General features: G+C 68.3%; 17 protein-coding genes and 2 pseudogenes. 8 read left to right on the forward strand and 11 right to left on the reverse strand.

Annotated features, from left to right (window positions below):
* Nucleotides 1-217 precede the first annotated feature (217 nt).
* The 3 genes and pseudogenes from K7C20_RS36950 to K7C20_RS39595 all read right to left on the reverse strand — a co-directional run.
* A complete protein-coding gene (locus K7C20_RS36950) occupies nt 218-1,807 on the reverse strand; it encodes an alpha/beta hydrolase (protein ID WP_245171477.1) in 1,590 nt (529 codons plus the stop codon).
* Between the two features lie 45 nt (nt 1,808-1,852).
* Nucleotides 1,853-2,209, reverse strand: a complete 357-nt coding sequence (locus tag K7C20_RS36955; RefSeq protein ID WP_409351354.1) for a dihydrofolate reductase family protein — start codon at nt 2,207-2,209, stop codon at nt 1,853-1,855.
* Nucleotides 2,189-2,425 (reverse strand): annotated as a pseudogene (locus tag K7C20_RS39595) (hypothetical protein); the annotation flags it as partial. The gene K7C20_RS36955 and the pseudogene K7C20_RS39595, both read right to left, overlap by 21 nt.
* A gap of 647 nt (nt 2,426-3,072) precedes the next feature.
* Here K7C20_RS39595 and K7C20_RS39155 point away from each other — a divergent pair.
* Nucleotides 3,073-5,349, forward strand: a complete 2,277-nt coding sequence (locus K7C20_RS39155) for an ATP-binding protein (RefSeq protein WP_048828541.1) — start codon at nt 3,073-3,075, stop codon at nt 5,347-5,349.
* Between the two features lie 325 nt (nt 5,350-5,674).
* On the opposite strand, the gene K7C20_RS36965 is transcribed toward K7C20_RS39155, so the two are convergent.
* Both K7C20_RS36965 and K7C20_RS36970 read right to left on the reverse strand, forming a co-directional pair.
* Nucleotides 5,675-6,328: a hypothetical protein gene (locus K7C20_RS36965; protein WP_150127292.1), complete on the reverse strand. Its 654-nt coding sequence runs from the start codon at nt 6,326-6,328 to the stop codon at nt 5,675-5,677.
* 950 nt (nt 6,329-7,278) lie between these two features.
* Nucleotides 7,279-7,479: a hypothetical protein gene (locus K7C20_RS36970; protein ID WP_053209648.1), complete on the reverse strand. Its 201-nt coding sequence runs from the start codon at nt 7,477-7,479 to the stop codon at nt 7,279-7,281.
* A gap of 605 nt (nt 7,480-8,084) precedes the next feature.
* Between K7C20_RS36970 and K7C20_RS38810 the strand changes: the two genes are divergently transcribed.
* The gene (locus K7C20_RS38810) at nt 8,085-8,675 is read left to right on the forward strand and encodes a protease pro-enzyme activation domain-containing protein (protein ID WP_245171525.1); all 591 of its coding nucleotides are present in this window, start codon (nt 8,085-8,087) and stop codon (nt 8,673-8,675) included.
* A 1,296-nt stretch (nt 8,676-9,971) separates the two neighbouring features.
* Here the strand turns inward: K7C20_RS38810 and K7C20_RS36980 are convergent.
* Together K7C20_RS36980 and K7C20_RS36985 are read right to left on the reverse strand one after the other, a co-directional pair.
* Nucleotides 9,972-10,844 carry a pentapeptide repeat-containing protein gene (locus K7C20_RS36980; protein WP_030084161.1) on the reverse strand — a complete coding sequence of 291 codons (873 nt, stop codon included), beginning with the start codon at nt 10,842-10,844 and terminating at the stop codon, nt 9,972-9,974.
* Between the two features lie 7 nt (nt 10,845-10,851).
* A complete protein-coding gene (locus tag K7C20_RS36985; RefSeq protein WP_030084159.1) occupies nt 10,852-11,307 on the reverse strand; it encodes a hypothetical protein in 456 nt (151 codons plus the stop codon).
* A gap of 893 nt (nt 11,308-12,200) precedes the next feature.
* Here K7C20_RS36985 and ku point away from each other — a divergent pair.
* From ku to K7C20_RS37010, 5 genes and pseudogenes are all read left to right on the forward strand, one after another.
* Nucleotides 12,201-13,280, forward strand: coding sequence for a non-homologous end joining protein Ku (ku, locus tag K7C20_RS36990; protein WP_030084157.1), 1,080 nt, complete (start codon nt 12,201-12,203; stop codon nt 13,278-13,280).
* A 257-nt stretch (nt 13,281-13,537) separates the two neighbouring features.
* A pseudogene (locus K7C20_RS36995) lies at nt 13,538-14,076 on the forward strand (Dps family protein).
* A gap of 323 nt (nt 14,077-14,399) precedes the next feature.
* The gene (locus K7C20_RS37000) at nt 14,400-15,143 is read left to right on the forward strand and encodes a VOC family protein (protein ID WP_030084155.1); all 744 of its coding nucleotides are present in this window, start codon (nt 14,400-14,402) and stop codon (nt 15,141-15,143) included.
* A gap of 1,426 nt (nt 15,144-16,569) precedes the next feature.
* On the forward strand, nt 16,570-17,379 hold the full coding sequence (locus K7C20_RS37005) for a hypothetical protein (protein ID WP_150127293.1): 810 nt from the start codon (nt 16,570-16,572) through the stop codon (nt 17,377-17,379).
* Between the two features lie 174 nt (nt 17,380-17,553).
* Nucleotides 17,554-17,877: a TfoX/Sxy family protein gene (locus K7C20_RS37010; RefSeq protein WP_030084151.1), complete on the forward strand. Its 324-nt coding sequence runs from the start codon at nt 17,554-17,556 to the stop codon at nt 17,875-17,877.
* On the opposite strand, the gene K7C20_RS37015 is transcribed toward K7C20_RS37010, so the two are convergent.
* Complete coding sequence (locus K7C20_RS37015; RefSeq protein WP_030084149.1) at nt 17,852-18,346, reverse strand: hypothetical protein; 495 nt, start codon at nt 18,344-18,346, stop codon at nt 17,852-17,854. The genes K7C20_RS37010 and K7C20_RS37015 overlap by 26 nt on opposite strands.
* Before the next feature lie 724 nt (nt 18,347-19,070).
* On the opposite strand from K7C20_RS37015, the gene K7C20_RS37020 reads away from it, so the two are divergent.
* Complete coding sequence (locus tag K7C20_RS37020; protein WP_053209649.1) at nt 19,071-19,886, forward strand: SDR family NAD(P)-dependent oxidoreductase; 816 nt, start codon at nt 19,071-19,073, stop codon at nt 19,884-19,886.
* Nucleotides 19,887-20,191: 305 nt separating this feature from the next.
* On the opposite strand, the gene K7C20_RS37025 is transcribed toward K7C20_RS37020, so the two are convergent.
* The 3 genes from K7C20_RS37025 to K7C20_RS38820 all read right to left on the reverse strand — a co-directional run bounded on the left by K7C20_RS37025 (nt 20,192) and on the right by K7C20_RS38820 (nt 22,634).
* Nucleotides 20,192-20,638 carry a DUF5958 family protein gene (locus K7C20_RS37025; protein ID WP_150127294.1) on the reverse strand — a complete coding sequence of 149 codons (447 nt, stop codon included), beginning with the start codon at nt 20,636-20,638 and terminating at the stop codon, nt 20,192-20,194.
* 508 nt (nt 20,639-21,146) lie between these two features.
* Entirely contained in the window at nt 21,147-21,521 is a 375-nt protein-coding gene (locus K7C20_RS37030) for a hypothetical protein (protein WP_030084138.1), read from the reverse strand.
* A 585-nt stretch (nt 21,522-22,106) separates the two neighbouring features.
* Nucleotides 22,107-22,634 carry a hypothetical protein gene (locus K7C20_RS38820; protein WP_246655323.1) on the reverse strand — a complete coding sequence of 176 codons (528 nt, stop codon included), beginning with the start codon at nt 22,632-22,634 and terminating at the stop codon, nt 22,107-22,109.
* Nucleotides 22,635-22,650: the final 16 nt, after the last annotated feature.

Consider the following 22,650-nt stretch of genomic DNA (forward strand, 5'->3'; position numbering starts at 1 on the left):
ATCCACAAGACGCGTTGACGATCTTTCGGCGACTCGGGAGCTGCGGGCGGCGACCTCGCGGGCACGCGCTCGAGTATCGGGCGGGCCAGCGGGGAGACCAGTGGCTCATAGCCTGTGGGAGACAGCTCTGATGGGCTGGTCAGGCGGAACTTTCGCTCCGGTGAGAGGAGGGTAACAAGCGAAAACACGTGAAGCGGTGGAGCGTGCGAACGTGCAGCTAGCGGTTTCGTTCGGCTTGAGGCTGTGCCGGCTGAGAGGGCTCGTAGACCGTGCCGGCGTGCGGAGTCTTCAGCGTGCGGAGGTAGGTGTCGATGGCCTGTTGCGGGAGGGGCGACTGGCAGTGGCGGTAGAGCCAGTGGTCCACTGCGTTGAGAACGGCGAGCTTTCCGTCGGGGAATGCGCGTGCCATACGCTGTGCGCCGGCCAGGGGGGTCGCGCTGTCGTGCTTGGCGTTCACCACCAGCACCGGCGGGAGCGGGCCCTTGTTCTGGGCCGGCTGCGGCTTGGGAGCGGTCGGCCATCCCTGGCAGCCGACGATCATGTCTAGTGCCTGGGCGTTGTAGCGGGCCTGCGGGTGGGCGGATTCGGCTTGTTGCAGCAGGGCGCGGTAGTCGGCGTAGTCACGCAGGCGGAAGTCGAAGTCGCGGCAGATCACCGAGCGCCAGGCGAGCTCCGGGGTGTCGTCGATCCAGGACACCTTTCCCTTGCCGCTCCGGAGCGCGGCCAGTTGCTCGGCGGTGGTCTGCGGGTTCCACTTGTTCAGGTAGCTGGTGAGGAAGCCGGCCAACTGGTCGGCGGTGACCTTCTTGCGCGTGGGGCCGTGCGGGCCGGGATCCACCAGCGTGGCGTTGTCGGCACGGGTGAAGAGCTGGCGGACAACGGCCTTCACGTCCTTGCCCTTGAGGGCGCAGGAGGCCTCCTTGGAGCACCAGTTCGCCAGTTGCTGCACCGCGTCATCGGCGGCGGCGGTGCCTTCCATGAGGAAGCGCTTGGCATCAGGTCGGGCGGGGTCCATGGCGCTGTCGAGCGCCAGCGCCCGGAGGTGATGCGGGTAGAGGCTGGCGTAGCGCCGGCCGATGAGCGTGCCGTACGAGTGGCCAAGGAAGCTGATCTTCCGTTCGCCGAGGGCCGCGCGGATCACGTCCATGTCGCGGGCGACGCTTTCGCTGTCCATGTGGTCGACGAGCGGGCCGGTGCGCTGGCGGCAGCTCTCCCCGAGCCGCTTGTTCATCTCGCGCATGCGCTGGAACTCGGCGGCGTTCTTCGGGCGGGTGGGGATCTTCGCGGCGAGCTGGTCGTCGCACCGCAGCTCTCCGCTGCGGCCGATGCCGCGCGGGTCGAAGCCGATGATGTCGAAGCGCTCCCTGATGCTCTTGGGGTAGCCGTCGTTCGGGGAGTCGGCATAGGAGGCGTCGTCCACACCCGGGGTTCCGGGGCCTCCCGGATTGGAGAGCAGCACTCCGATGCGCTGGCTGGGGTCGGTGGCCTTCTGGCGGGCCACCGCGATCTTCATCGTCGGCCCGTCCGGGTTGGCCCAGTCGACCGGAACCCGCACGGTGCCGCACTCCGCGCGTTTGCTCGGGTTGGGATACGGCGGGTCTGCCTTCGGACAGGCCCCCCAGTGGATCGTCTGCGCCGAGCCTGCCTTCGGCGCGGGCTTCGGGCCGGCCGAGGCGTGCTGCGGGACCAGAAGTGACGTGGCGAGGACGGCAACCGCTGACGCGGCCGTGATGCCGACCGAACGGCCCTTGGCCAAGGCCGCCGCCCGACTCGCGGATGTTCTGGAGAGCTGATGCGAATGCTTCATGGCGCGAGGATTACGGTCCCGCATGATGGTGCCTTGGTGGATTCGTTATCGAGAGGTAACAGCGGGCGGGAGGGGGCATCGGGGGTGGAGGAGGGCGACGCCATTGCCGAAGGTCGGGTTTCCGGCAAGGTGGAGGGGTCTGTTGTCCGATGTGGGGAACAGGGGTTTGCCGCGGCCGAGGAGAAACGGGGGTACGTAGAGGCGGTACTCGTCGATGAGGCCGTGCCGCAGGAAGGAAACGGCCAGGCCGGAGGCGCCGAGCGCGAGGGTCCCCGCCCCGGCTGGCCTTGAGCGCCTCGGTCTCCTCGACGACGGCGCCCCACACGATGGTGGAGTTCCCGGCGGCTCGCTCCAGGGCCCGGGAGAAGACGATCTTGGGCATATCCCGCCAGCCGGCGCCAGCCACTCACCAGCACGTATACGTGCACCGCGAACACGGTGCACGTATACGAGCACCGCGAACACGGTCTCCTCAGGCGTGTCCTGCGTCCCCTCGCCCTGCGGCGGCACCTTCGACGGCGGGATCAACGGCCTCGCGATCTCCCACAGCCCGTCCGGAACAATCCAACTGAGAGACGTGGCGGGTGGATAAGCCCGACCCCACCGGCGTGACGGCACGCACCGGCGCGAGCCAAGGTGCAGTCGCGGGCGACGGCCGACCGCGCGCTGCCGGCCTGCCGACCGTCGCCCTCGATGAACAGCACATGGGGACGCATTCGATGATGGGCGATGCCCTGCTGTCTCAGTGCTGTGGTCAGCGCGACCACATGGCGGCAGACAGGCACTGTTACGTTCTCGTCATTCGTTCATGGAGAGCTCGCCATCTGTCCGGCCGAGATTGGCTGCATGACCAATCAGCATCCGACCGGCTGATCGAGGGCATCTTCGACTCGGGGCTCCAAGCCATCGTGATCACGGCGGATGTGATGGCCCATCGCCTGACAGGAGTCACTTCCCGTGCCCCTCACCCATTGCGGCGTCTCCGCCGCCTGTGCCGCCGCGGCGGCCGCGCGCACCACGCACCTCACCTCTGCGGTGTCTGCCGGACGGATCCCGGCGGCGTTAGGGGCGCCGGTACTTCGGCAGTCGGGAGAGTGGCGGGTGAGTGGGAAGGCGAGAGGACGGCTGTGCACGAGGATCATCAGGGAAGCGATCACCTCTCCTTCGCCACTCCGTCGGGCGGTGGCTCCTGCGGGACCGGACCGGGCCGGAAGGCGGGGAACCTGCCGACAGAGGTGACAAGTTTTGTCGGGCGCCGGTGGGAGGTGTCCGAAGCGCGGCGGTTGCTCGCCCGCACCAGGATCCTCACGCTCACCGGTGCGGGCGGCCTGGGCAAGACCCGGCTGGCGCTGCGGATCGCCGCCGAGGTCCGGCGCTCGTTCCCCAAGGGGGCATGGGTGGCGGACCTGGCCCCGCTGAACGACGGCGCCTTCCTCGCACAGACGGTGTTGACCGCGCTGGGGCTCGATCACGACTCGGCCCGGCCCGCGCTGCCGGTGCTGTCGGACCACCTCGCGGACAAGCGGCTGCTGCTGGTGCTGGACAACTGCGAACATCTGCTGGACTCCTGCGCGGAGCTGACGCGCTCCCTGCTCGCGGCAGCGCCCCACCTCCAGGTGCTGGCAACCAGCCGGCAGGCGCTGGGAGTGGACGGTGAACACCTGCTGCCCGTGCGACCGCTGCCGGCGCCGGACCCGCACAGCCCGCCGGCGGCGGCCTTGGCGCAGTACGAGGCGGTGCGCCTGTTCATGGACCGGGCCGCGGCGGTCGTTCCGGGCTTCACCGTCAGCGATGACCAGGGTGCGGACGTCGCGGGGATCTGCCACCGGCTCGACGGTATTCCGCTGGCCATCGAGTTGGCGGCGGCCCGGCTGCGGGTCCTGTCCCCACGACAGATCCTCGAACGTCTCGATGACCGGTTCGCCCTGCTCTCCCGGGGCAGCAGCGCCGCCCCGGCCCGTCAGCGGACGTTGCGCGCTGCCATCGACGGGAGTTTCGAGCTGTGCACGCCGTCCGAGCGGCGGTTGTGGGCCCGGCTTTCCGTCTTCTGCGGTGGGTTCGATCTGGAGGCGGCAGAAGAGGTCTGCACCGGGGACGGCCTCTCCCGGGGGGAGATCCTCGATGTGGTGACCGGGATGGTGGACAAGTCGATCCTGATCCGCGAGGACCATGGCGACCAGGTGCGCCTGCGCATGCTGGAGACGATCCGGCAGTACGGCCGCAGCCTGCTCGACGACGGTACGGAGAGCGAGGAGCGCGAGTTCGCACAGCGCCGGCACCGTGACCACTACCAGCGCCTGGCCGCCCGCGCGGAATCCGAATGGCTCAGCCCCCGCCAGCTGGCCTGGTTCGCCCGCCTGCGCCTGGAGCACGCCAACATCCGCGCCGCCCTGGAGTTCTGTCTGAGTACACCGGGGGAGGCCGGCAACGCGCTCCAACTGGTCACCTCGCTGTGGAGCCACCGGATCGGGGCGGGCGGACTGGAGGAGGTACGCCACTGGCTGGACCGGGCCCTGGCGCAAGCCCCGGAGCCCAGCTCCGTGCGGGCCAAGGCGCTGTGGATCGACGGATGGCTGGCCCACTTGTGCGGCGATACCGCCGCCGGAAAGGCCCGGCTGGCCGAGTGCCAGAACCTCGCCGAGGCGTTGGGCGACGCGGAGTCACTCGCCCACGCCGTGCGGTTCGCCGGCCTGGCAGCGCTTTTCCGCGACGACTGCCCCCGGGCCGTCCCCCTTCTGGAAGACGCCCTTGAGCGTCACCGTGCACTTCATGACCTGGCAGACCAGTGGCAGACCCTGTTCCTGCTCAGCCTGGCCTGTTGCCTGTCCGACGACCCCCGGGCCACGGAACTGGGTGAGGACTGCCTGGCCCTGTGCACCGCCCACGACGCACGATGGTCCCGCTCCTACGCCCTGTGGGTGCTCGGTCTCCAGCGTTGGCTCTGCGGGGACACCCAGCGCGCGATCACCCTGCTCCAGGACGCACTGCGCGTCGAACAGCCCGCCCACAACCTGCTCGCCACCGCCCAGTGCCTGGAGGTCCTCGCCTGGGCCACGGCACACACCGGACGCTCCCACCAGGCAGCCAAGCTGCTCGGCGCGGCACAGAGCCTCTGGCAGTCGGTCGGATGCCCCCTGCCCGGCCTCGGCCGCCTGATGCACCATCACAACGAATGCCAAACTCAGTTGCAGGGAGAACTCGGTGACGAGTCGTTCGCCACCGCCGTGCAGGCAGGCTCCGAACTCACCTGCGAGGAAGCGGTCGCCTGCGCGCTCGGCCGGCCACACCCACCCACGCCCACGTCGGCCGATCGAAACGCGCCGACGCCGCTGACGCGACGGGAGCAGGAGGTCGTCGACCTGCTTGCCCTGGGGCTGACGAACAAGGAGATCGCCGCCAAGCTCGTGATCTCCCCGCGCACCGCAGGAGCCCACGTCGCCAACCTCCTGGCCAAGCTCGGCTTCACCTCCCGCACTCAGATCGCGACCTGGGCCGTGGAACACCAGGCGCCGAACCACCAAGGCCCCAACTCCAGACGTTGACGCAACTGAACTCGGTCGCCTCCAGGGCCGGGTAACGCGTCAGCGCCCCGACCGGACCCACCACCGAACCCTCCACCAGACAGGCGCCGATACGACGAGGCATCCTCAGAGGGCGCCCTGCGCCCCCCCGACTGTCTGACCGGCAGAACCGGCCACTGGCCAGACGGAGCCCGCACGCCGGACTCGGCTGGGCAGTACGGCGCAGGCAGCGAGGGCCTCCTGACCACCGGTGCAGATCTCGCGATCCGCGCCGGCCCACAAGGCCCCCGTGCCCTTCGGGCCGCTTACGGCGTGCCGACCGGCACCGCACCTAGCGGCAACTGATCTAGGTGTGGCTCGCGTTGCCGCACCGGGTCACCTTTTCATCGGGGGTCATGTCGCGGGCCTGAACCCTGATGATCTTGTAGCTGATATCCGACTCGACTCCATTGAATTCGAGCGGCCCGTAGGCGGTGTGGCGGTTGTCCGCGCGGGGTGTGCCGTCCACCTTCCAGTTTCCCGTCGCCTTCCGGGTGACGGGAACCTCATCAATCCAGCCTATTTGACCGGGCTTCAGGCTACCGCCGGTGGTGGAGGTCTTTGTGACTGATTTGACCCAGGCGTGCTGGATACTCGGCGCTGCCTGAACAGGAGCGTTGCCGAGCGTAAAACCGAGGCCGATCGTGGTCGTTTCGCCGTTGGTCTCTGCATCCGCCTCGCTGAAGGGAAGGGGTTCGGTGGTGCAGTTGTCGCGCTCGGACCCCAGCTTCGTCGGGGTACCCTCCTTCGCCTCCCCGGCCCAACCGGTTTGCGTGAAGCTGCACACATCACCGCAGTCAGTGAGGAATTCGTTGAGCGTATCGGGGTTGCTGAAGTCGGGGCCGGGGGCGGTCAGACCAGGCGTCGGCTTGGGCATGAGACTGCCACCGCCGCCAGGAGAGTCCGCCTGTGCGGGGGTGACGCCGAGGGCCAGCGCCGTCGCGACGCCCGCTGATGCCACCACTGCCGCCTTAGTCCGCCGGCCCCTGCCGGACGAGCGAACGCTACGTGCATTTTGCTTCATTCTTGTCTGCCTTACCTTCTGGTCGACGAAGGGGGATCCGATGAGTCCATTCGCGGCCTTCTGACGGGAACCTCAGTCCCGCCGTCGCCCCGTTGGATTCACCAGCGCCCATGCAGCATGCTGTTTCCGCAGGCTCGATCCATCCGTCACATGACCTAGAAATGAGCCTGCGCCCCCCTGACCCAGTCCGGCCCGGCTACGGGGCGGCGTGACGTTTCTACGATCCTGCGGTGGGGGGCCGTCCGGGCGCTGTAGGCGTCGCCGGCTTCCTTCAGACAGTCTGTGGTGAAGCCTGAAAGACGATTACTGATCCCGCAGCAGTGCACACAGATCGGGCCCGATGGTGTTCGCGTGGTGTGCGACTGCAGCTGCCGGGTCGCGCGACGCCATCTCCTGATCTGAGGTGGCGGAAACAACCGCGTGTGCGCGGACAAGGGGGAGCGGCGGAACGCCTTCCTGCTCGGTCTCCTCATGAAGCCGTGGGTTACCGGCATTCCTGCCCTGTGCAGGGACGTGAGGTTCATTGGCCGCGGACGCGCCTCCCGCCGGGGAGGGCGTCTGCTCAGGTCGGTCGTTCGACGCGAGGCCCGCTGGAGGCGGGGCGTCTTCCACGGTCTCCAGCAAGACGGTTGAGCTCCGCCCAGGAGGTTCCTGTGCTGAGCGCAGCGACGAGGCGGTTGCCAATCCTCTGGCTTGCCTCCTGCGTCTGCGCCCAAACTTCACGTGCCCTCCGTGACATGTCGTTGTGCTCTTCGATGCAGCCGGCCGGCTCGGCAAGCCGGCTGGTGTGGCCCATGCCTACGAACGGCCAGAACGCTGCTGAAGATGCGCGGCAGACACGTTCACCCGATGGCCGGGGGCGGTGGTGCCCGTGTCGTCCTTCGCCACTACTGGGCGCCGCGCAGGTGGTCTTGGCGGGCGGTGACCAGGGCGCGCCGGCGCTCCCGGGCGGTGTCTGCATCGTCAAGCCACTGGCTGGCGCTGCCGGTGGGCTGGGGCAGGTCGCCCATGGCGGTGGCGATGTCGCGGTAGTAGGCGAAGTCGCCGCATGTGTGAGGGCCTGGAACCGACGATTTCCAGGCCCTCATACGTGTCGCCGCGGGGGGCAACGCACGCACTCATCCGACGACGCTACGCCAGACGGGTTGCGCCCCGCCTTCTCCGGCCCTGGTGCTCTCAGCTCGTGCCGCGCTCGGCCGCTCGGCCGCTTTGCGCTTCAGCCGGATCGCCGCTCGCCCGGCCATTTTGATCAACCGCAGGGGCCGGCGGGGCCGTGGGGCTCGCGCCGGATGCAGCAGGTAGCGAGGCCGACCACGGCAGCAACGGCGAATGCACCAACGGCGAACGCACCAACGGCGAATGCACCAACGGCGAACGACCAACGGCGAAGTTCGCAGGAATGCCTCCCGATACGTATCCGGCGACGGAGGCCATAACGGGAAGGGCCGTCAGGCTGCCCGTGACCTCCAGTAGTCGGGGCCTGCGGCACTGCCAGTGGACCGTCCGCCACTGCCGGGTGGGCAAGGTTCTGGAGCCGACGACACCGGGCCGCGACATGCGGCGCTGAGTAGTCGGGTCGATACTTTGTGCTATGACTGAATATATACCCCTTCCAGGTAGTGAGCGCTCGGCCGCTCCCAGGGCGCGGTCCGCAGGGCCCCTCGATGCGGCGGCCCCCGTCGAGGCCATGGTCATGCTCCGGCGCCTGGCGGAGGTCCCGCACGAGCTGATCGTGGGCCCCGAGACGATCTCGCAGTCCGAACTGGCGCAGCAGTACGGCGCCGATCCGGCCGATGCCGACCTCGTGCGCGAGGTGCTGGGCCGTTTTGGCTTGCAGGTGACCGACGTCGACCTGGCGGCCCGCCGGGTCACGGTGGCGGGCACTGTGGCGCAGATGGCCGAGGCGTTCCGCACGGAGCTGACCCGGGCGGCGAGTCCGGACCCGGTCTCCGGTGAGGCCGTCGAGCACCGCCATCGCGAGGGCCCGCTGGAGGTGCCCGCGCCGCTGGACGGTGTGGTCGTCGCGGTGCTCGGCCTGGACGACCCGCCCGCAGGCCCGTCCCCACCTGCGGCACGCCCACGCGGAGGCGCGCCGGATCTCCTACAAGCCCACGGAGCTCGCGAACGTGTACCGCTTCCCGCCCGGTACCGACGGCAGCGGCCAGGTGCTGGCGGTGATCGAACTCGGCGGCGGCTTCAAGCCGGCCGAGCTGAAGACCTACTTCCAGTCCCTGGGGCTGCCGATGCCGCGGGTGACCGCGGTGAGCGTCGGGACCGCCCGTAACCACCCCGGTGAGGCAGCCGACGACGAGGTGCTGCTGGACATCGAGGTCGCGGGCGCGCTGGCGCCCGGCGCCGAGCAGAAGGTGTACTTCGCGCACAACACCGACCAGGGCTTCGTCACCGCGGTGAGCCAGGCCGTGCACTCCACCCCGACGCCGACCGCGCTCAGCATCAGCTGGGGGGCGCCGGAGATCTTCTGGACCGAGCAGGCCCGCCTCGTGTTCGACGAGGCGCTGGCCGATGCCGCGGCGCTCGGCGTGACGGTGTGTGTGGCGGCCGGTGACAACGGCAGCAGTGACGGCGTCGACGACGGCCTGCCGCACACCGACTTCCCGGCGGCCAGCCCGCACGCCCTGGCCTGCGGCGGCACCCATCTGGACGCCGACCCCGGCACCGCCGAGGTGCGCAACGAACGGGTGTGGGGCGGCGATGGCGACGGTGCCACCGGCGGTGGTGTCAGCGAGGCGTTCCGCCTTCCGGTCTGGCAGAACACGGCCGGCGTCCCGCACAACGGCAGCGCTCCGGGCCGTGGCGTACCGGACGTCTCAGGCGTCGCCGACCCGGCCACCGGCTACGAGGTGCTGGTGAACGGCAGGCGTTCGGTCATCGGTGGCACCAGTGCCGTCGCACCCCTCTGGGCCGCCCTGACCTGCCGTCTGGTCGAAACGCTGGGCCGGCCGCTCGGCATGCTCCAGCCGCTGCTGTACGCCGGTGTTACGCCCGGCCACACCTCACGGGGCTTCCGCGAGATCATCGAGGGCAGCAACGGTGCCTTCCGGGCCGGCCGCGGCTGGAACGCCTGCACGGGGCTGGGTGTCCCGGACGGTCAGGAACTACTCGCGACTTTGCGGGAGTTGACGCCGCACTGAGGGGGCCAGGGTGTTCCCTACAGGCGGCCGATCAAGTGGATCTTCGAGCCCCCTGGGGTGATATTTGTTGGTGGCCTGTGGCTGGCGACCGAAATCTCATCCGCGCCGGCGGAGGTTTCCAGCTAGGCGGCCCAGTCAGCATCGCCCACCCCGCCACCGACCTCGGCGGCCCGACCTCGGCGGCCCGCGGCCCGTGCATCCCCTAGTTCGGCTAAGGGCTGTCCCGTAATCCCTGGTGGATCAGCGCACGGCGTCAGATGCGGTGCATCGCAAGGCGGAGGGACGTCCGGATACTGGGTGTATCCGGATGTTCCGACAACGCGGCGAGGTGCCGTAGCTGTCGTCGTGCGCCCGCCAGGGATTACGGGACAGCCCTTACGCCCCGCTCGACCCCGCCCACCTGGCGGACAGCGACGGCATCGTGTGCGTCAAGGACGTCCGGCAGTCTCCGCAGTGAGGTGGCCAGCGCAGGTGCCGCCGGCCCTGTCGCTGTTCGTACCGTCCGGACAGGTGGTGTCGTGCCAGGTCACACCGACGAGTGAGGCATGCCTGAGGTCGGCTCCGGTCAGATCGGCGCCGGTGAGGTTGGCGTGGTCGAGGACCGCGTTGTCCAGATCAGCGTCCCGGAGGTTGGCGTGCACGAGTGTGGCGTTCGTGAGAACGGCGACCGGCGGCGGCGTGGCCGGGGGGTTCGAGGCCCAGGCGAAGACGACAATCCCAGCCGCAGCCATTGCTGTGACGAGGATCAGCCAACGGAGGGTGCGTCGGAACCTGCCCTCCAGGACCTTGTACTGGGCAAGCTGCTCGAATTGGAGGACTGCAGCGGCGAGATTCGCCCGATCGACCAAACCGGCATCGATAGCGGGTTGGTCGCGCCGCTGCCCTGCAGCAGTGAGTCTGTCTTCGGTCTGTTTCTGTTGGTCTTTTAGGCCCTGGGGCGTGGAGCCGTAATCTTCAAGATAGCTCGTGTCGTTCTTGAAGAAGCGGACCGCGGGTGCCAGGTCCTGCTTCGGGTGCTCCCACTGGCGCACCATCTGATCGACAGTGACGGTGATCGGGAGCAGGATCCGGGTGGCCAGCCAGATGGCGACGATCACCGCCACCAGTCCCACCACGGAGCCTGAGATGGCCCACCAGAATCGGCCTTCGGACGGGGCAAGCTTCCCGATGTTGGACAGTTGGCTTCCCGCCATCAGTGCGGCGCCCACAGCCGCGGAGCTGGCAAGGAGCCATTTCGCCGCGCTGCGGATCTTGTCATTGGCGTTCCACACGCCGCTGAAGTCCTGAGTCGGATCCGGCATGCTTGTTCTAACCCTCCGCGGGCCTGTTCACGTGCACAAAGGCGGGGATGATAATGGGCGGAGGCCTGCGAGGGACGTAAAGGGGGCCCTCCTCGGGCGGCTCCGGCCGGAGTGCGCTGGGCTTCTCCTCGGGCGGCTCCGGCTGGGGTGCGCCGGGCTCCACCTCGGCCAAGCGGTAATGCTCGATCGTGTCGCGCAGCGAGCTTGCAGACAGAAGCCCGAGGGTGGCCTGGGGGGCGTCTTGAATTTGGTCATACGAGTACGGGACAGTCAGCTTGTCGCCGTCGACTTCTCCCTCCAGGACGGGCACGATGATCTGGGCGCGCCCCGGACTCACCTTGACCTGGGCGAAGACCGGGAGATCTGTCTGGTCCACGTGGTACGCGGTGACGTCGCCGACTACCTGCCCGTCCTTCGAGAGCAGCGTGGTGGGAACCGACCGCTCTTCACGGGAAATAGCCATGCGTCAAGTGTCAGCAGCCGTGCCCATAGATGCACTCAGATCAAAGCGCACGGGTGAGCGTGGCACTCCCAAGGGGCACCGAACACCGTGGCTGACATCGGGTGTAAGCAATTGCGGGGGCCGCTGCAATTGCGGGGCCGCCCACCACCACCTTCAGATACGGACGGGCTTCCGGTGGATGGCGAATCACGGCCACCTCGTGCTCCTGTGTCACCGCGGCCCGGCAGACGACAACACTGCCTTGTGGTTCAGCCCCAAGGAAGCAAGCACAGAACAGGTATGACCTGAGCGAGGACAGCCCCGCGGCAGGGCCTGCGAGAACTCGCCGATGCCGGACTCGTGACGACCAAGCGCCGCGCCATCAACCCCACCGACTTCGGGCCTACGACACGTGCCGGGCTGCCGTGATCCTCATGCCTACGGGCCTCGGTGGCTGGAAAGCGGTCACACCGCACGTGGGGGAGTGTGCGGAGGAAGGCGCGGATGTGCCGCAGTTCGCCGCCGCCAGGGGCAGCTCTGACGACGGCCAACTACGGCAGATCACCGTCCGTGCCTTGCCCTCGGCAGCTGCCCGCATCTTCGCCGCCAAAGCCGCCGGAGCGACGGACGGAAAGATGCACCCCTGGGCGCCAGCGCCCTCACGGAGTCCTATATGTGTTTCGCAGGGCCCAGAAGGGTCTGGGGAGGCCTTTGGAGCGGCCCTCGGGGCCGGGACCAGCCAGTGGGTGCCAGGTTGGCCATCTGGGCTGCGTACCGGGCCCGTCGTTGCTCCGACCGCCTTCCGGGCGGCCGGCTTCGTCACCTGAGCGGCCCCGCGGCATCGGCCGGCCGAGCGGGAGCGGATGCGATCTCGGCGGGCCGGGCGTGCCATGGTGATGGAGGTGGTGCACACCATGGCTCGTCCGGTGTGGAGCGGGTCTCTGTCCTTCGGGCTGGTGAGCCTTCCGGTGCAGATGTACTCGGCGACGGAGAGCCACACGGTCCATTTCCACCAGATCGAGCGGGGCACGTCCGACAGGATCCGCAACAGGCGGGTCAACGAGCGTACGGGCGAAGAGGTGGCCGCCGAGGACATCGTCAAGGGGCTCGACGCCGGTGACACGTATGTGGTGGTCGAGCCCGAGGAGTTGGACGACATCGCTCCGGGGCGGTCCAAGGCGCTGGAGATCAGTGGTTTCGTGGACCTCGACGCGGTGGAGCCGATCTTCTTCGACAAGACCTACTACCTGGGCCCGCGAGGCAAGGAGTACGCAAAGGTCTACGGACTGCTTCACAGGGCGCTCACCATGTCCCGCAAGGCCGGCATCGCCACGCTCGTTCTGCGCAACCGCGAATACCTGGTCGCGGTGAAGGCGGAGGCCGATCTCCTGGTGCTGCACACCTTGCACTGGGCCGACGAGATCCGCGACCCGTACGACGAGGTGGCGAACCTCCCGGAGAAGCCCAAGGTCACCGACCGCGAGCTGAAGACCGCCGTAGAGCTCATCGAGGCGCTCAGCACGGACTGGGAACCGGAGGAGTACCACGACACCTACCAGGAACACGTCCGGCGGCTCATCGAGGCCAAGCAGAAGGGCGAGACGGTCGAGAAGGCCGCGGAACCGCCCGAGTCCACCAATGTGGTGGATCTGATGGACGTCCTGCGCTCCAGCGTGAAGAGGGCGCAGGGGAAGAAGAGCACCGGCACCCGGGCGAAGAAAGCGACCGGCACACAGAAATCCCGCGGGACGAAGAAGTCCGAAGCCTCGAACAAGCCCGAAGCCTCGAACAAGTCCCGGGCGCCGAACAAGCCCCGGGCGCCGAAGAAGTCCTCCGGGGGAAAGCAGTCCGCCCGTCTGGACCGGCTGACGAAGGCCGAACTCTACGAGCGCGCCACCGAAGCCGGTATCCGCGGCCGTTCCTCGATGAGCCGCGAGGAACTGATCACGGCGCTGTCACCGGGCGGCGGACGAAGCCGCGCGAAAGCGTCCTGACCGCCCTGTACGGCACGCACCCCACGCCGCGCCACGACTACCGCGGGCACGCCGCGCACTCCGGTGAACGTGCGGCGCCGCGTTAGTGCATCCTCACGGTCCGGCGGCGGGGCGCCCCGACGCCCAGGGCCCGTTCGGAGCAGGGGCCGCTCCTTCTGACCAGGCAGCACCCCGACTTCGACGGTTGCTTGGTCGGAGGCAACCACCGAGCAAGGAGCGACCGTGACGCCCAAGGCCCCGACTACACCGTTCCGGGAATGACGACGCAGGACAGCGGCGCGGTCATCGAACTGCTGCAGAGGCGCCTGCACTCACTGAACGACCTGGCGTTCAGCCTCAGGCACCTCCACTGGAACGTGGTGGACCGCACTTCATTTGCTGTGCACGAGATGCTCGACCCACAGGTTGAGCAGGTCCGGTCGATGACCGACGACCTCGCAGAGCGCATCTCCACTCTGGGCGGCGAACCGCAGGGCACTCCCGGCGCGCTCGCCTCCGACCGCACATGGGACGGCTACTCGATCGGCCGCGCCCGGGCGCTCGAGCACCCGGGCGCCCTCGACCTCGTGTACACGTCGGTCATCGAGGACTACCGCGCGGCGATGAAGGCGACCGATGAACCCGGCCCTGTCACCCAGGACATGCTCATCGATCAGCTTCGCGCACTCCACTGGAGCTGTTCCGATGGTTCGTGCGCGCCCACCTCGAAAGCAGCGGCGGGCGGCTGAGCACGGCCGGCGCGTCGACGGAAGGGAAGGCCCCCCAGGCCGCCGCCCAGGCTCGCGGCCGGCCGTGAGAAAGCGCCGGGCACTCGGCGCGGACGAGTTGTCAGCGTGTTCATCGCAGGTGACGAACAGCCCGCCCTTCGATGCCGTACTGCGGTACACCTCGGCACGGACCGGCTCGACGGGCGTACACATGCCTGGGCGGTCGCGCGTCGCTCCCATAGGGCCGCCCCGCACTCAGCGCGGTCTGACTCAGCGCTTCGTCTGGCGAGTGAGCAGTTCACCTGGCGGGGCTGCGCGCACTCGTGGGCGAGCCGAGCATTGCGGTTGGTGGGGCGAGTTGATCTTTCGAGGCACCTGCGTCGTTGCAGAGCGGGTGCATAGGATCGCCAGCATGGCACTGCGACCTGTTCAGGTGAACATAAAGGCTCTTGATGACTCGGCGGTCGGCCGGTTCTGGGCGAAGGCGCTCGGCTGGGGTGTTTCCAGCGAGGGGCCCGGCGTGACCAATGTTGAACCCGGCGGCGGCTTCGTTTGGCCGGACCCGGTCGCCGTCTGCATCGACGTCGTTACCGTCCCGGAACCCAAGACAACGATAAAGAACCGTGTGCACGTCGATCTTGCCACCACCTCTGCGGACCATCAGGCGGAGTTGGTTGCGCGCCTCAAGGGTCTCGGCGCGACGCCCGTCGACGTGGGCCAGGGCGAAGTGCCGTGGACGGTCCTCGCCGACCTTGAGGGCAACGAGTTCTGCGTGCTGGAGCCTCGGGAGATCTACCGGGACACCGGGCCGATCGCCCGGGTGGTGGTGGACTGCGAGGATCCGCGGGCCATGGCCCGGTTCTGGGGCGAGGCGATGGACTGGACCCTGCACGAGGTGACTGACGATCATGCGGTGCTGCGCTCCGCCAAGGGTGTCGGCCCCTATCTCGATTTCCTCCGCATGCCCGGCGTGAAGACCGTGCCAGACCGCGTTCATATCGACCTGCTGCCGTACCCCGGTGACGATCAAGAGGCGGAGGTGACCCGGCTGCGGGCGCTCGGCGCCACAGACCTCGACCTCGGCCAGGGGGACGTCTCGTGGAGGTGCCTGGCCGACCCGGAGGGCCACGAGTTCTGCGTCCTTGGCCGGTCATGACGCGGAGTCTTAACGACACCCCGGCACGTGAGCCCTGCGGGTTTGCCAGTGCCCTCCAGACGCCGGCGCCCCTCGCTGTCGGCTGGGTAGGTCACCGGTCGGCTCCGCGTACGAGGCGGCGGGCCTGGGCACCGTGAGGGTGTGGCGCTAACGCCTTATCGACCTCTCAGGACGGTTGCTGGTGGTGAGTCATCTTGCAGGTAAGTGATCTCCTTGCGATCTGGGGTGCGGTCACGGGTACGGTCGGCACCGTCGTTGCAGTGGCCACCATCCGTATGGATCGGGCAAGCATTCGAGTAAGTGCCGACATAAGGGAGTTGAGTTACCAGTCACGCGAACGACCTTCACTTGTCATCCGTGTGACCAACGCAGGGAAGCGACCCATCGCTATCGCTGAAGTTGCCCTGGCCAGCGAATGGGGCTCAGTCGGGCGGATCCGACGGCAGTGGTTCCCCATCGGCATCTCGACCCTTCTGCCTTGGTCGCGCGAGGACGACGAGCAGGCACGAGATACCCCGCGCGTGGGCGAGTGGGTCGTACGTCCAAGGACTCGCACGCTGAATCCTGGTGAGGTGCTTACTGTCATGGACTCGCTAGACGCGGGGGTGAATGCCTCGGATATTCGCCCATATGTAAAGGATGTACTTGGACGTGTCTATTGGGCTTCTGCCATAACCGCTGATGAGCAACGGCGTGCGTTGGAGGAGAACGAACGGCGGAGGAACTACTACGGTTAGGCAAGCGGAGCAACGACCTGAAGAGGTAGGCAAGAAGTGCGACGCAGTAGATATCCCAGCTTTCACGCGGCCATCACCGGTCTCGTGGGTCAGGCTCGCTGTGATCCCGCAGCCATTGCGTCACCTCCAGAGCCGCGTTCTGTCGGTTCCTCTGCCTCCTCGGGGGAGCGGTTCTTGGGGCCAGCGGATGCGGACGGGCTTGGGCCCTGGGGCGCTGACACGATCGGCAGATGCGCAGGTCGGAAGAGCGATAGGGGAGAGGCGAACTATCGCTCCGCACGCCCGCCTGTGTCCTGTGACAACGAAGGTTGCAGTGTCAGCGAAGGCTGAGTGACCCAGTTCACTTCCGTGGTGGTCATCGGGCGGGTCCGACGACGGTCACCCATAACGCTTGATCTCATTTGCCGAACGACCCGGCATCGGACCGGGCGTCAATTGCCTGACCTGCATGGTTTACACGTCCTTGGTGTGCCAACGTCGAGCCTGGCACGAGTGACCAGGCGAAGGGACGGACGACAGTGGGATTCCGTAAGGGCAGGTTAGGAGTGGCGATCACCGCAGTCGCGGCGGCGGCCGCGGGGGTCGCGCTGCTCGGACCCGGTGCCTCGGGGCCCGGATCCGGACCGAAGGCGTCGTTCGCGCTCCGTTCCCATGAACCGCAGGTAGTCGTGGGTGCATACGATGCGCCAGTGCCGCTCCTGACGCCCGCGTTCAAGAACACCGGGCCCGAATCGGCCTCCCGCGGCGTCGTCCTGCGGGTGTCGGTCACCAACGCGCAGATTGACGACACCGCCCCGTCACACCGCAACTGTTACTACTCGGACGACTACCGCACGGCGTTCTGCGAGTTCCGGGGCGCCGTGCCCGTGGGAGCCGCGTTCGAGACGACCGAGCCGATCGCGGAGCGCATCAACACCCACTACCACGAGCTCGAAGCGGCATACACATACGCCGTGTGGCCGTTGGACAGTCCTCCACCGCACACCCCGGACTACAAGACGCACTACCACCGGGGCACGGGTGACGCGCTCGGCCTGAAGCCAACGACCCTCAGCGCCGGCAAGCGCGGCGGTGAGCGCGGCGGTGAGCTGCGCTTCCGCTGGAAGGCGTTGGAGGGGCCGGCGGACTGGTCCGTCAGCGGTGTCACGATCCGCGGCAGGATCGGTGAAGAGGTCGAGGTGGACGTTCCGCAGCCCCAGGGCACACCGGGGCCGGGCCCGACACGGATGCGTATCGAACTCCCACCGGGCACCACGCTGGCCAAGCTCACACAGGAGGTGCGGGAATCGAAGCCATCCGAAGTGGACTACTGCTCGCGGGATGACAAGGACGGGAACATCTACTGCACCAACGTCAACTGGAACGTCCTGCGGGTGCGGATCGACCGTCGGGTCGACGGCGCCGAGGGACGGATCTCGGTGCCCGAGCCGTTCAACGGGGACACAGACCCAGCCAACAACTCCGTCCCTATCAAGGTTGAGATCACGGGTACCGCTTAGGTGCACCACGCCGTGCCACCGGTATCCGATGAGTGCTTGAGTTGGTGGCGGGTCAGCATTGAGCTGGCGCCCCGCTGCGGATCTTGCTCCGGCAACGGGCCAGGCCATGGGAAGCGGGGCTTGGCCAAAGCCGTGCCGTGCGCGCAGCAAAGGGTTCGTGGCCAGCGTGGAGTCATGGCTTACGAAGAGGCGCTGGCGGAGGGGGTGCGGGAGCGGCTCGAGCCCGAGGGGGTGGTCGCGAAGAAGATGTTCGGCGGGCTCACCTTGCTGCTCAATGGGAACGCGCTGGCCAACGTGGACGACGAAGGGCTGATGGTGCGCATCGGGCCGGACGGCATGGACGACGCTCTTGCCCACCTCAGCGCACAGCCCCTGGTGTTCCGCGGCAAGGAGCAGAGGGGCTGGGTGCTGCCGGCGGAAAAAACCCTCGACGACGACGTCCTCGACGAAGGGTTGCAGGTGGCCATAGAGGTCACCGCGGAGCTTGCGCCCAAGTGATCCGAGCTGCCCGCCCGCGGCCGTAGGCATCTGTTACTGATCTGCAGCGTCGGCGCCGCCCGGCCCGTGCGACCTGCTCGCCCCGGCTTCGGCAGATGCCGAGGATGCGGTCAGCGCACGGGCGGCGCAGCAGCAGGCGGCGGCCCAACTGCTCCAGGCGTGGCGCGAGTTCGGGCGTTTCCTGGACAAGGCCCTCGGGATCAGGGTCGAGGTCGATGCCCAGGAGCTGTTGGGCGATGTGGTGGGGGTTGGCGGCGGCGAGGTCGAGGGTGCTGGTGTGGTCGCCGTGGGGCAGTACGCGGCTGGGGAGGGGGTAGGTGCGGGCGCGGACGGTGGCGGCGTCGGCGGGGACGGCGGCGTGGAAGGTGTAGCGGGCGCGGGCGGCGGTGACGAGCTGGGCGACGTAGGCGGCCGGATTGGCGGCGGGCAGCTCGCGGGGGGGAGCGCCCTCAAGTCCAACGCCGCCCACGAAGCTCTCGACATCATGAAGGTGACGCCAAGTGCACTCAGGCGCGGTAGGGAAGATGAGTGAGTGGGTCGAACCGCCCTGCCCGCCGCGTCAGCTCCAGCCCGTCGCTGTCACGAGCAACGGCGACGACATCCTCTGGCTCGTGGAGCCTCCCGAGAACCCTGACCGCTGGAAGGGCACTGTGAATGACTTGGACAGTGAGGATTGGTTCATCTTCGATGGCCCCTTCACTGCGTTCCTTCTCAGCTTCTGCACTAACGACGTCATCGTCCCCAGCTTCCCCGACGACCTTCTTGAAAGTCGGCGTACTTCACCCCCACCCCATAGGGGCGGGGAAACGAGCTTGGGCCCAATCGAACTGGGCCCAATCGAACTGGGCCCACTCGAAAAACGGGGAGTCCAGCTGGTGCTGGGGCGGAGACTCAGCGTGCCCGTCGGCGAAACCGACCCGGCTCTGGTGCGCTCGCGCCAGCAGGTGAAGGTTGCTCGGGTGAGCCATGCTCCTCATGATCAAAGGCATGCCACGCGGCTGGTCTCCTCGCCGGGGCTCGGCTGCACCAAATCGCCGCTTTGCTCGCCGTTGCCCTTGGCCCGCGGTCGTTCCTCGCCCGCACCCAGCTGCGGTGCCGACGGCACAGGCACCCGGCCGGCCCGGCGGTGCCGGCGCTTCGTATGCTCGCGGTGCGGGGAACCGGAAGCCGACCACCTTCGGAGGCGAACGACCATGTCGGAACAGCGTGTTGTCCTGGTGACGGGCGGGGGAACGGGAATCGGGGCCGCCACCGCCCGGCTGCTGCGCACCGCCGGGCACCAGGTCGTGATCTCCGGGCGGCGGCCCGAGCCACTGCGCCGCGTGGCCGAGGAGACCGGAGCGCTGGCCCACCCTTCCGACGCCGCCGACCCCGAGGCCGTGCGCGAGCTCGTCGAGACGACGGTGACGACCTACGGGAGACTCGATGGTGTGGTGCTCAACGCCGGAATCGGGCGGGGCGGCGCGATCGGCGACACCGCGGTCGAGGACTGGGAAGAGCTGATACGGACCAACCTCACCGGCCCGTTCCTGCTGCTGCGCGCCGCGCTGCCGCATCTGCTGGCGGCCCGCGGCGCGGTGGTCGCGGTCGCCTCGGTCGCCGCGCTCCGCAACAGCGTCGGCAACGCCGCCTATGCGACGTCCAAGGCGGGTCTGCTCCACCTCTGCCGTTCCTTCGCCGTCGACTACGGGTCGCAGGGGCTGCGGGCCAACGCGGTGTGCCCGGGCTGGGTGCGTACGGAGATGGCCGACCAGCGGATGGCGCGGTTCGCGGCGGAGGCGGGGCTGGCGGGCGGTGCCGAGGCGGCATACGAGGAGGCGAACCGGCTGACTCCCGCCGGGCGGCCGGGTGATCCGGAGGAGGTCGCCGAGGCAATCGACTGGCTACTGTCGCCCGCCGCGTCCTACGTCAACGGGGCCGTCCTCACCGTCGACGGCGGGGTGACCACGGTCGGCGTCGGCGGTGCCGCCTTCGACCACCGGATCGAGGCGCGCACCCCGCGCCTGTAGCGGACTACCGGACAGGCCCGCTCCACAGGGCCCGTGGCGGGGCTGGAAGCCATGGCGGGGGCCAGGGCCCCAGAAAGAGGTAAAGAGGTGAAGCCTGGACGGCGCCCCAGCGGCAGCCGTGCTCGTCGCCGAGGAGTTCGATGCTGGCGGCGCGGGCGAGGCGGTGGCCGACTCAGCCCACTCCCGTCCGGTCAGGGCACGGTCGTCGGGAGGGAGCAGGATGGGGATGTGGGAGATGGCGCGTCGATCGCCCTGGGGACTGGCGGTGAAGGGTGCTCCAACAGCGGATCGTCGAGGTGCTCGGCCTACTCCAGATTATGCCATTCGTGAGTGCAGGCTCCCCGGCACTCTGTTTCCCTGCGGCGCGTATCTGCCACGGAGAAAGTGGAAATGAGGACGCGAAAAGCCTTCGCATGCTCAGCTGCTGGAAGATTGATGATCGTTGCCATCCGATCGAGGATTGGTTCCCGGACGATCAGCACCGCAGGGGTCATCGTGGGCTTCACGCCGGACTTGGCTACGCCTTCCCGACCGTCCTGCGTTGTGATGTGAGCCTGCATGGCGTAGCGGCCGATTTCACGGAGCACTTCTTTTTTATCGGCCTCCTCTAGCGAGGTGAACCATTTCACGCCCTCCTCCAAGGAAAGGAGTCCTTGAGCCATTTCATTGATGATTCGTTCTGAGGATTTCACCGTATTACCTTTGCCTGGGCTGAAAGATGACGTGTGGCCGCGACGGATCCAATTCTGCATGGCAGTTGCCGTGGGCGGTGGCCCATTCGATCTCGGCCGGGGCGGGGACGCCTGCGTGCTGGGGGAGTGCGCGGTCGATCCACTGCCGCCGCACCGCGACCCGCTCGGTGGGTGTGGCTGCGATGGCTTCCAGGGTCGGGGTGCAGAGATTTCCACCAGGTCTCCGGCAGTGATCGCGCTGCCCTCAACCGGACCGCTTCCTGGGAGTTGCGGCCTTCTTGGCACGACAGGCCCCGCCTACCTGCGGGCCCCCGCTGCCGACCGTCCAAAGCAGGATGGCGAAGGCCCCTGGCGTCACGTGCTACTCGCCGTGCCTGAGTGCCGACACGTCGGGACGCGTCTTCGAGGGCTCCGCAAGGAGGCCGGTGTCTGCCTGGCGTCATCGTCGCCTTACGGCCTTGTACGCCATGGTCCGAGCGAGGTGGGGTGAAGCGCAGAGAGGGCTGTACCCGTGGGAGCTCGTACAGCCCTCTCCATGTGTGCGGGCTGTCGCCGGGGTCGTCCGACCTCAGCGGTCCTCGCAGGCAAGTGTCAGGCACAGCATCAGCACCTCGTAGGGGGCGCTGTCGCCCTGTGTGGTGGGCGTCTCCTCGGAGTCCGCGACGAACCGCCACTGCGATGGCCGGGCGTGCCTGGTCTCTCCCCTCTTCTCCACCTCGACGTGGAGTGTGCGGGCCTGCGGGTCGTTCGTCTCGACGGCCACTTCGTCGCTGTCGACCGAGAAGTGGTCGTGTAACAGGACCAGGCCGAACCGGTCCAGGTTGCCGTGCTTCTCCAGTACGGCCTTGATGTCCCCGGCGAACTCCGCGTCCTGTGGGCCGAGCGGTTCTGCGTCTTCGAAGCGAGGAAGGTTGTGCGATGCGCGGCTGGTCTGCGTAGGCATGAGGATCTCCCTTCGACCGCGCTCTGCGGTCTCAAGGCACCATAAGCACATGGTGAGTTGCGGCAGAAGTGCCCGACGGTGGCAGGCATTCAACGCGAGCCGCACAGCTGCTGGGCCTCAACGCCCACGCCGGGGCGACGAAGAGGCGGTCGCTGCGCAGGCCACCCGCATCCCCCTGTGCCTGCTGGCCCACCGAATCCAGCAGCTCACCGACCAGATCCAGGCCCTGGAACGCCGCCTGGCCCGGCTCGTGGAACGCCACGCCCCACAGCTGTTCGCCTCGGTGGACACCGGGCCGGACACGGCCGTCACCCTGCTGATCACAATGGGGCATACCCCGGAGCGCCTGGGGCGGCGAGGCGTCCTTCGTCCCGCTGTGCGGGGTCAGCCCCGTCGAGCGCTCCTCGGGAGTCGGCAGTACCGTCGGCTCCCCGGGAGTCGGCAGTACCGTCGGCTCAACCGTGGCGGCGACCGCCTTCGCCGACGACGACGGCCCGGCCCCGCAGTCCTCCGTCCAGCTCTCCCAGAACGAGCGCCACCTGGACGACACCGCCAAGGACCGCGCGCAGGTCAAGGCCGGCAAGATCAGCCAGTCCAGAGTGACGCGAACGAAGCCTCGCTGCGGAGTCGCTCAGGGCTGTCACCGGTGGCGACGAGGAGAGCCGCTGCGGTGCCCGGACCGACGCCGTAGCACTCGAGCAGTTCAGGCGTGTGCCGCTTGAGCACATCGATGATCTGCTGCTTCTGAGCTTCGATCTCCTCGTCGAGCTCTTCCACGCGGATGGCCAGGAGACGCAGGGTGAAGACGGCGCCGCGGTGGCCGTGTCGGCCGTAGCCCTTGGCAGAGCCAGGCGAGCCCGGACGAGTTTGGAAAATGGTCAGCCCGTCGAGAGGTTCTCGTAGGTCGGGGCTGGCCGCCAGGAGGACAGCCCTGAGCAACACTCGTTGCCCCCGCAGCCCGCAGCCCGCAGCCCGCAGCCCGCAGCCCGCAGCCCGCAGCCCGCAGCCCGCAGCCCGCAGCCCGCAGCCCGCAGCCCGCAGCCCGCAGCCCGCAGCCCGCAGCCTCTGGTTGATGGCCTGAGTGCGGGCTTTGGCCGCGGAGACCTTGGCCATCTTGAAGAGGCGGAGT

This window comes from Streptomyces decoyicus (assembly GCF_019880305.1).
GTDB lineage: Bacteria > Actinomycetota > Actinomycetes > Streptomycetales > Streptomycetaceae > Streptomyces > Streptomyces decoyicus.

Coding starts and splice junctions, on each gene's coding strand:
- K7C20_RS37025 (WP_150127294.1), bottom strand. CDS start 20,638: ATGCAGAATTGGATCCGTCGCGGCCACACGTCATCTTTCAGCCCAGGC.
- K7C20_RS38820 (WP_246655323.1), bottom strand. CDS start 22,634: ATGGCCAAGGTCTCCGCGGCCAAAGCCCGCACTCAGGCCATCAACCAG.
- K7C20_RS37010 (WP_030084151.1), top strand. CDS start 17,554: ATGGCTTACGAAGAGGCGCTGGCGGAGGGGGTGCGGGAGCGGCTCGAG.
- K7C20_RS36950 (WP_245171477.1), bottom strand. CDS start 1,807: ATGAAGCATTCGCATCAGCTCTCCAGAACATCCGCGAGTCGGGCGGCG.
- K7C20_RS36980 (WP_030084161.1), bottom strand. CDS start 10,844: ATGCCGGATCCGACTCAGGACTTCAGCGGCGTGTGGAACGCCAATGAC.
- K7C20_RS37000 (WP_030084155.1), top strand. CDS start 14,400: ATGGCACTGCGACCTGTTCAGGTGAACATAAAGGCTCTTGATGACTCG.
- K7C20_RS38810 (WP_245171525.1), top strand. CDS start 8,085: ATGCTCCGGCGCCTGGCGGAGGTCCCGCACGAGCTGATCGTGGGCCCC.
- K7C20_RS37030 (WP_030084138.1), bottom strand. CDS start 21,521: ATGCCTACGCAGACCAGCCGCGCATCGCACAACCTTCCTCGCTTCGAA.
- K7C20_RS36985 (WP_030084159.1), bottom strand. CDS start 11,307: ATGGCTATTTCCCGTGAAGAGCGGTCGGTTCCCACCACGCTGCTCTCG.
- K7C20_RS36970 (WP_053209648.1), bottom strand. CDS start 7,479: ATGAGGGCCTGGAAATCGTCGGTTCCAGGCCCTCACACATGCGGCGAC.
- K7C20_RS37020 (WP_053209649.1), top strand. CDS start 19,071: ATGTCGGAACAGCGTGTTGTCCTGGTGACGGGCGGGGGAACGGGAATC.
- ku (WP_030084157.1), top strand. CDS start 12,201: ATGGCTCGTCCGGTGTGGAGCGGGTCTCTGTCCTTCGGGCTGGTGAGC.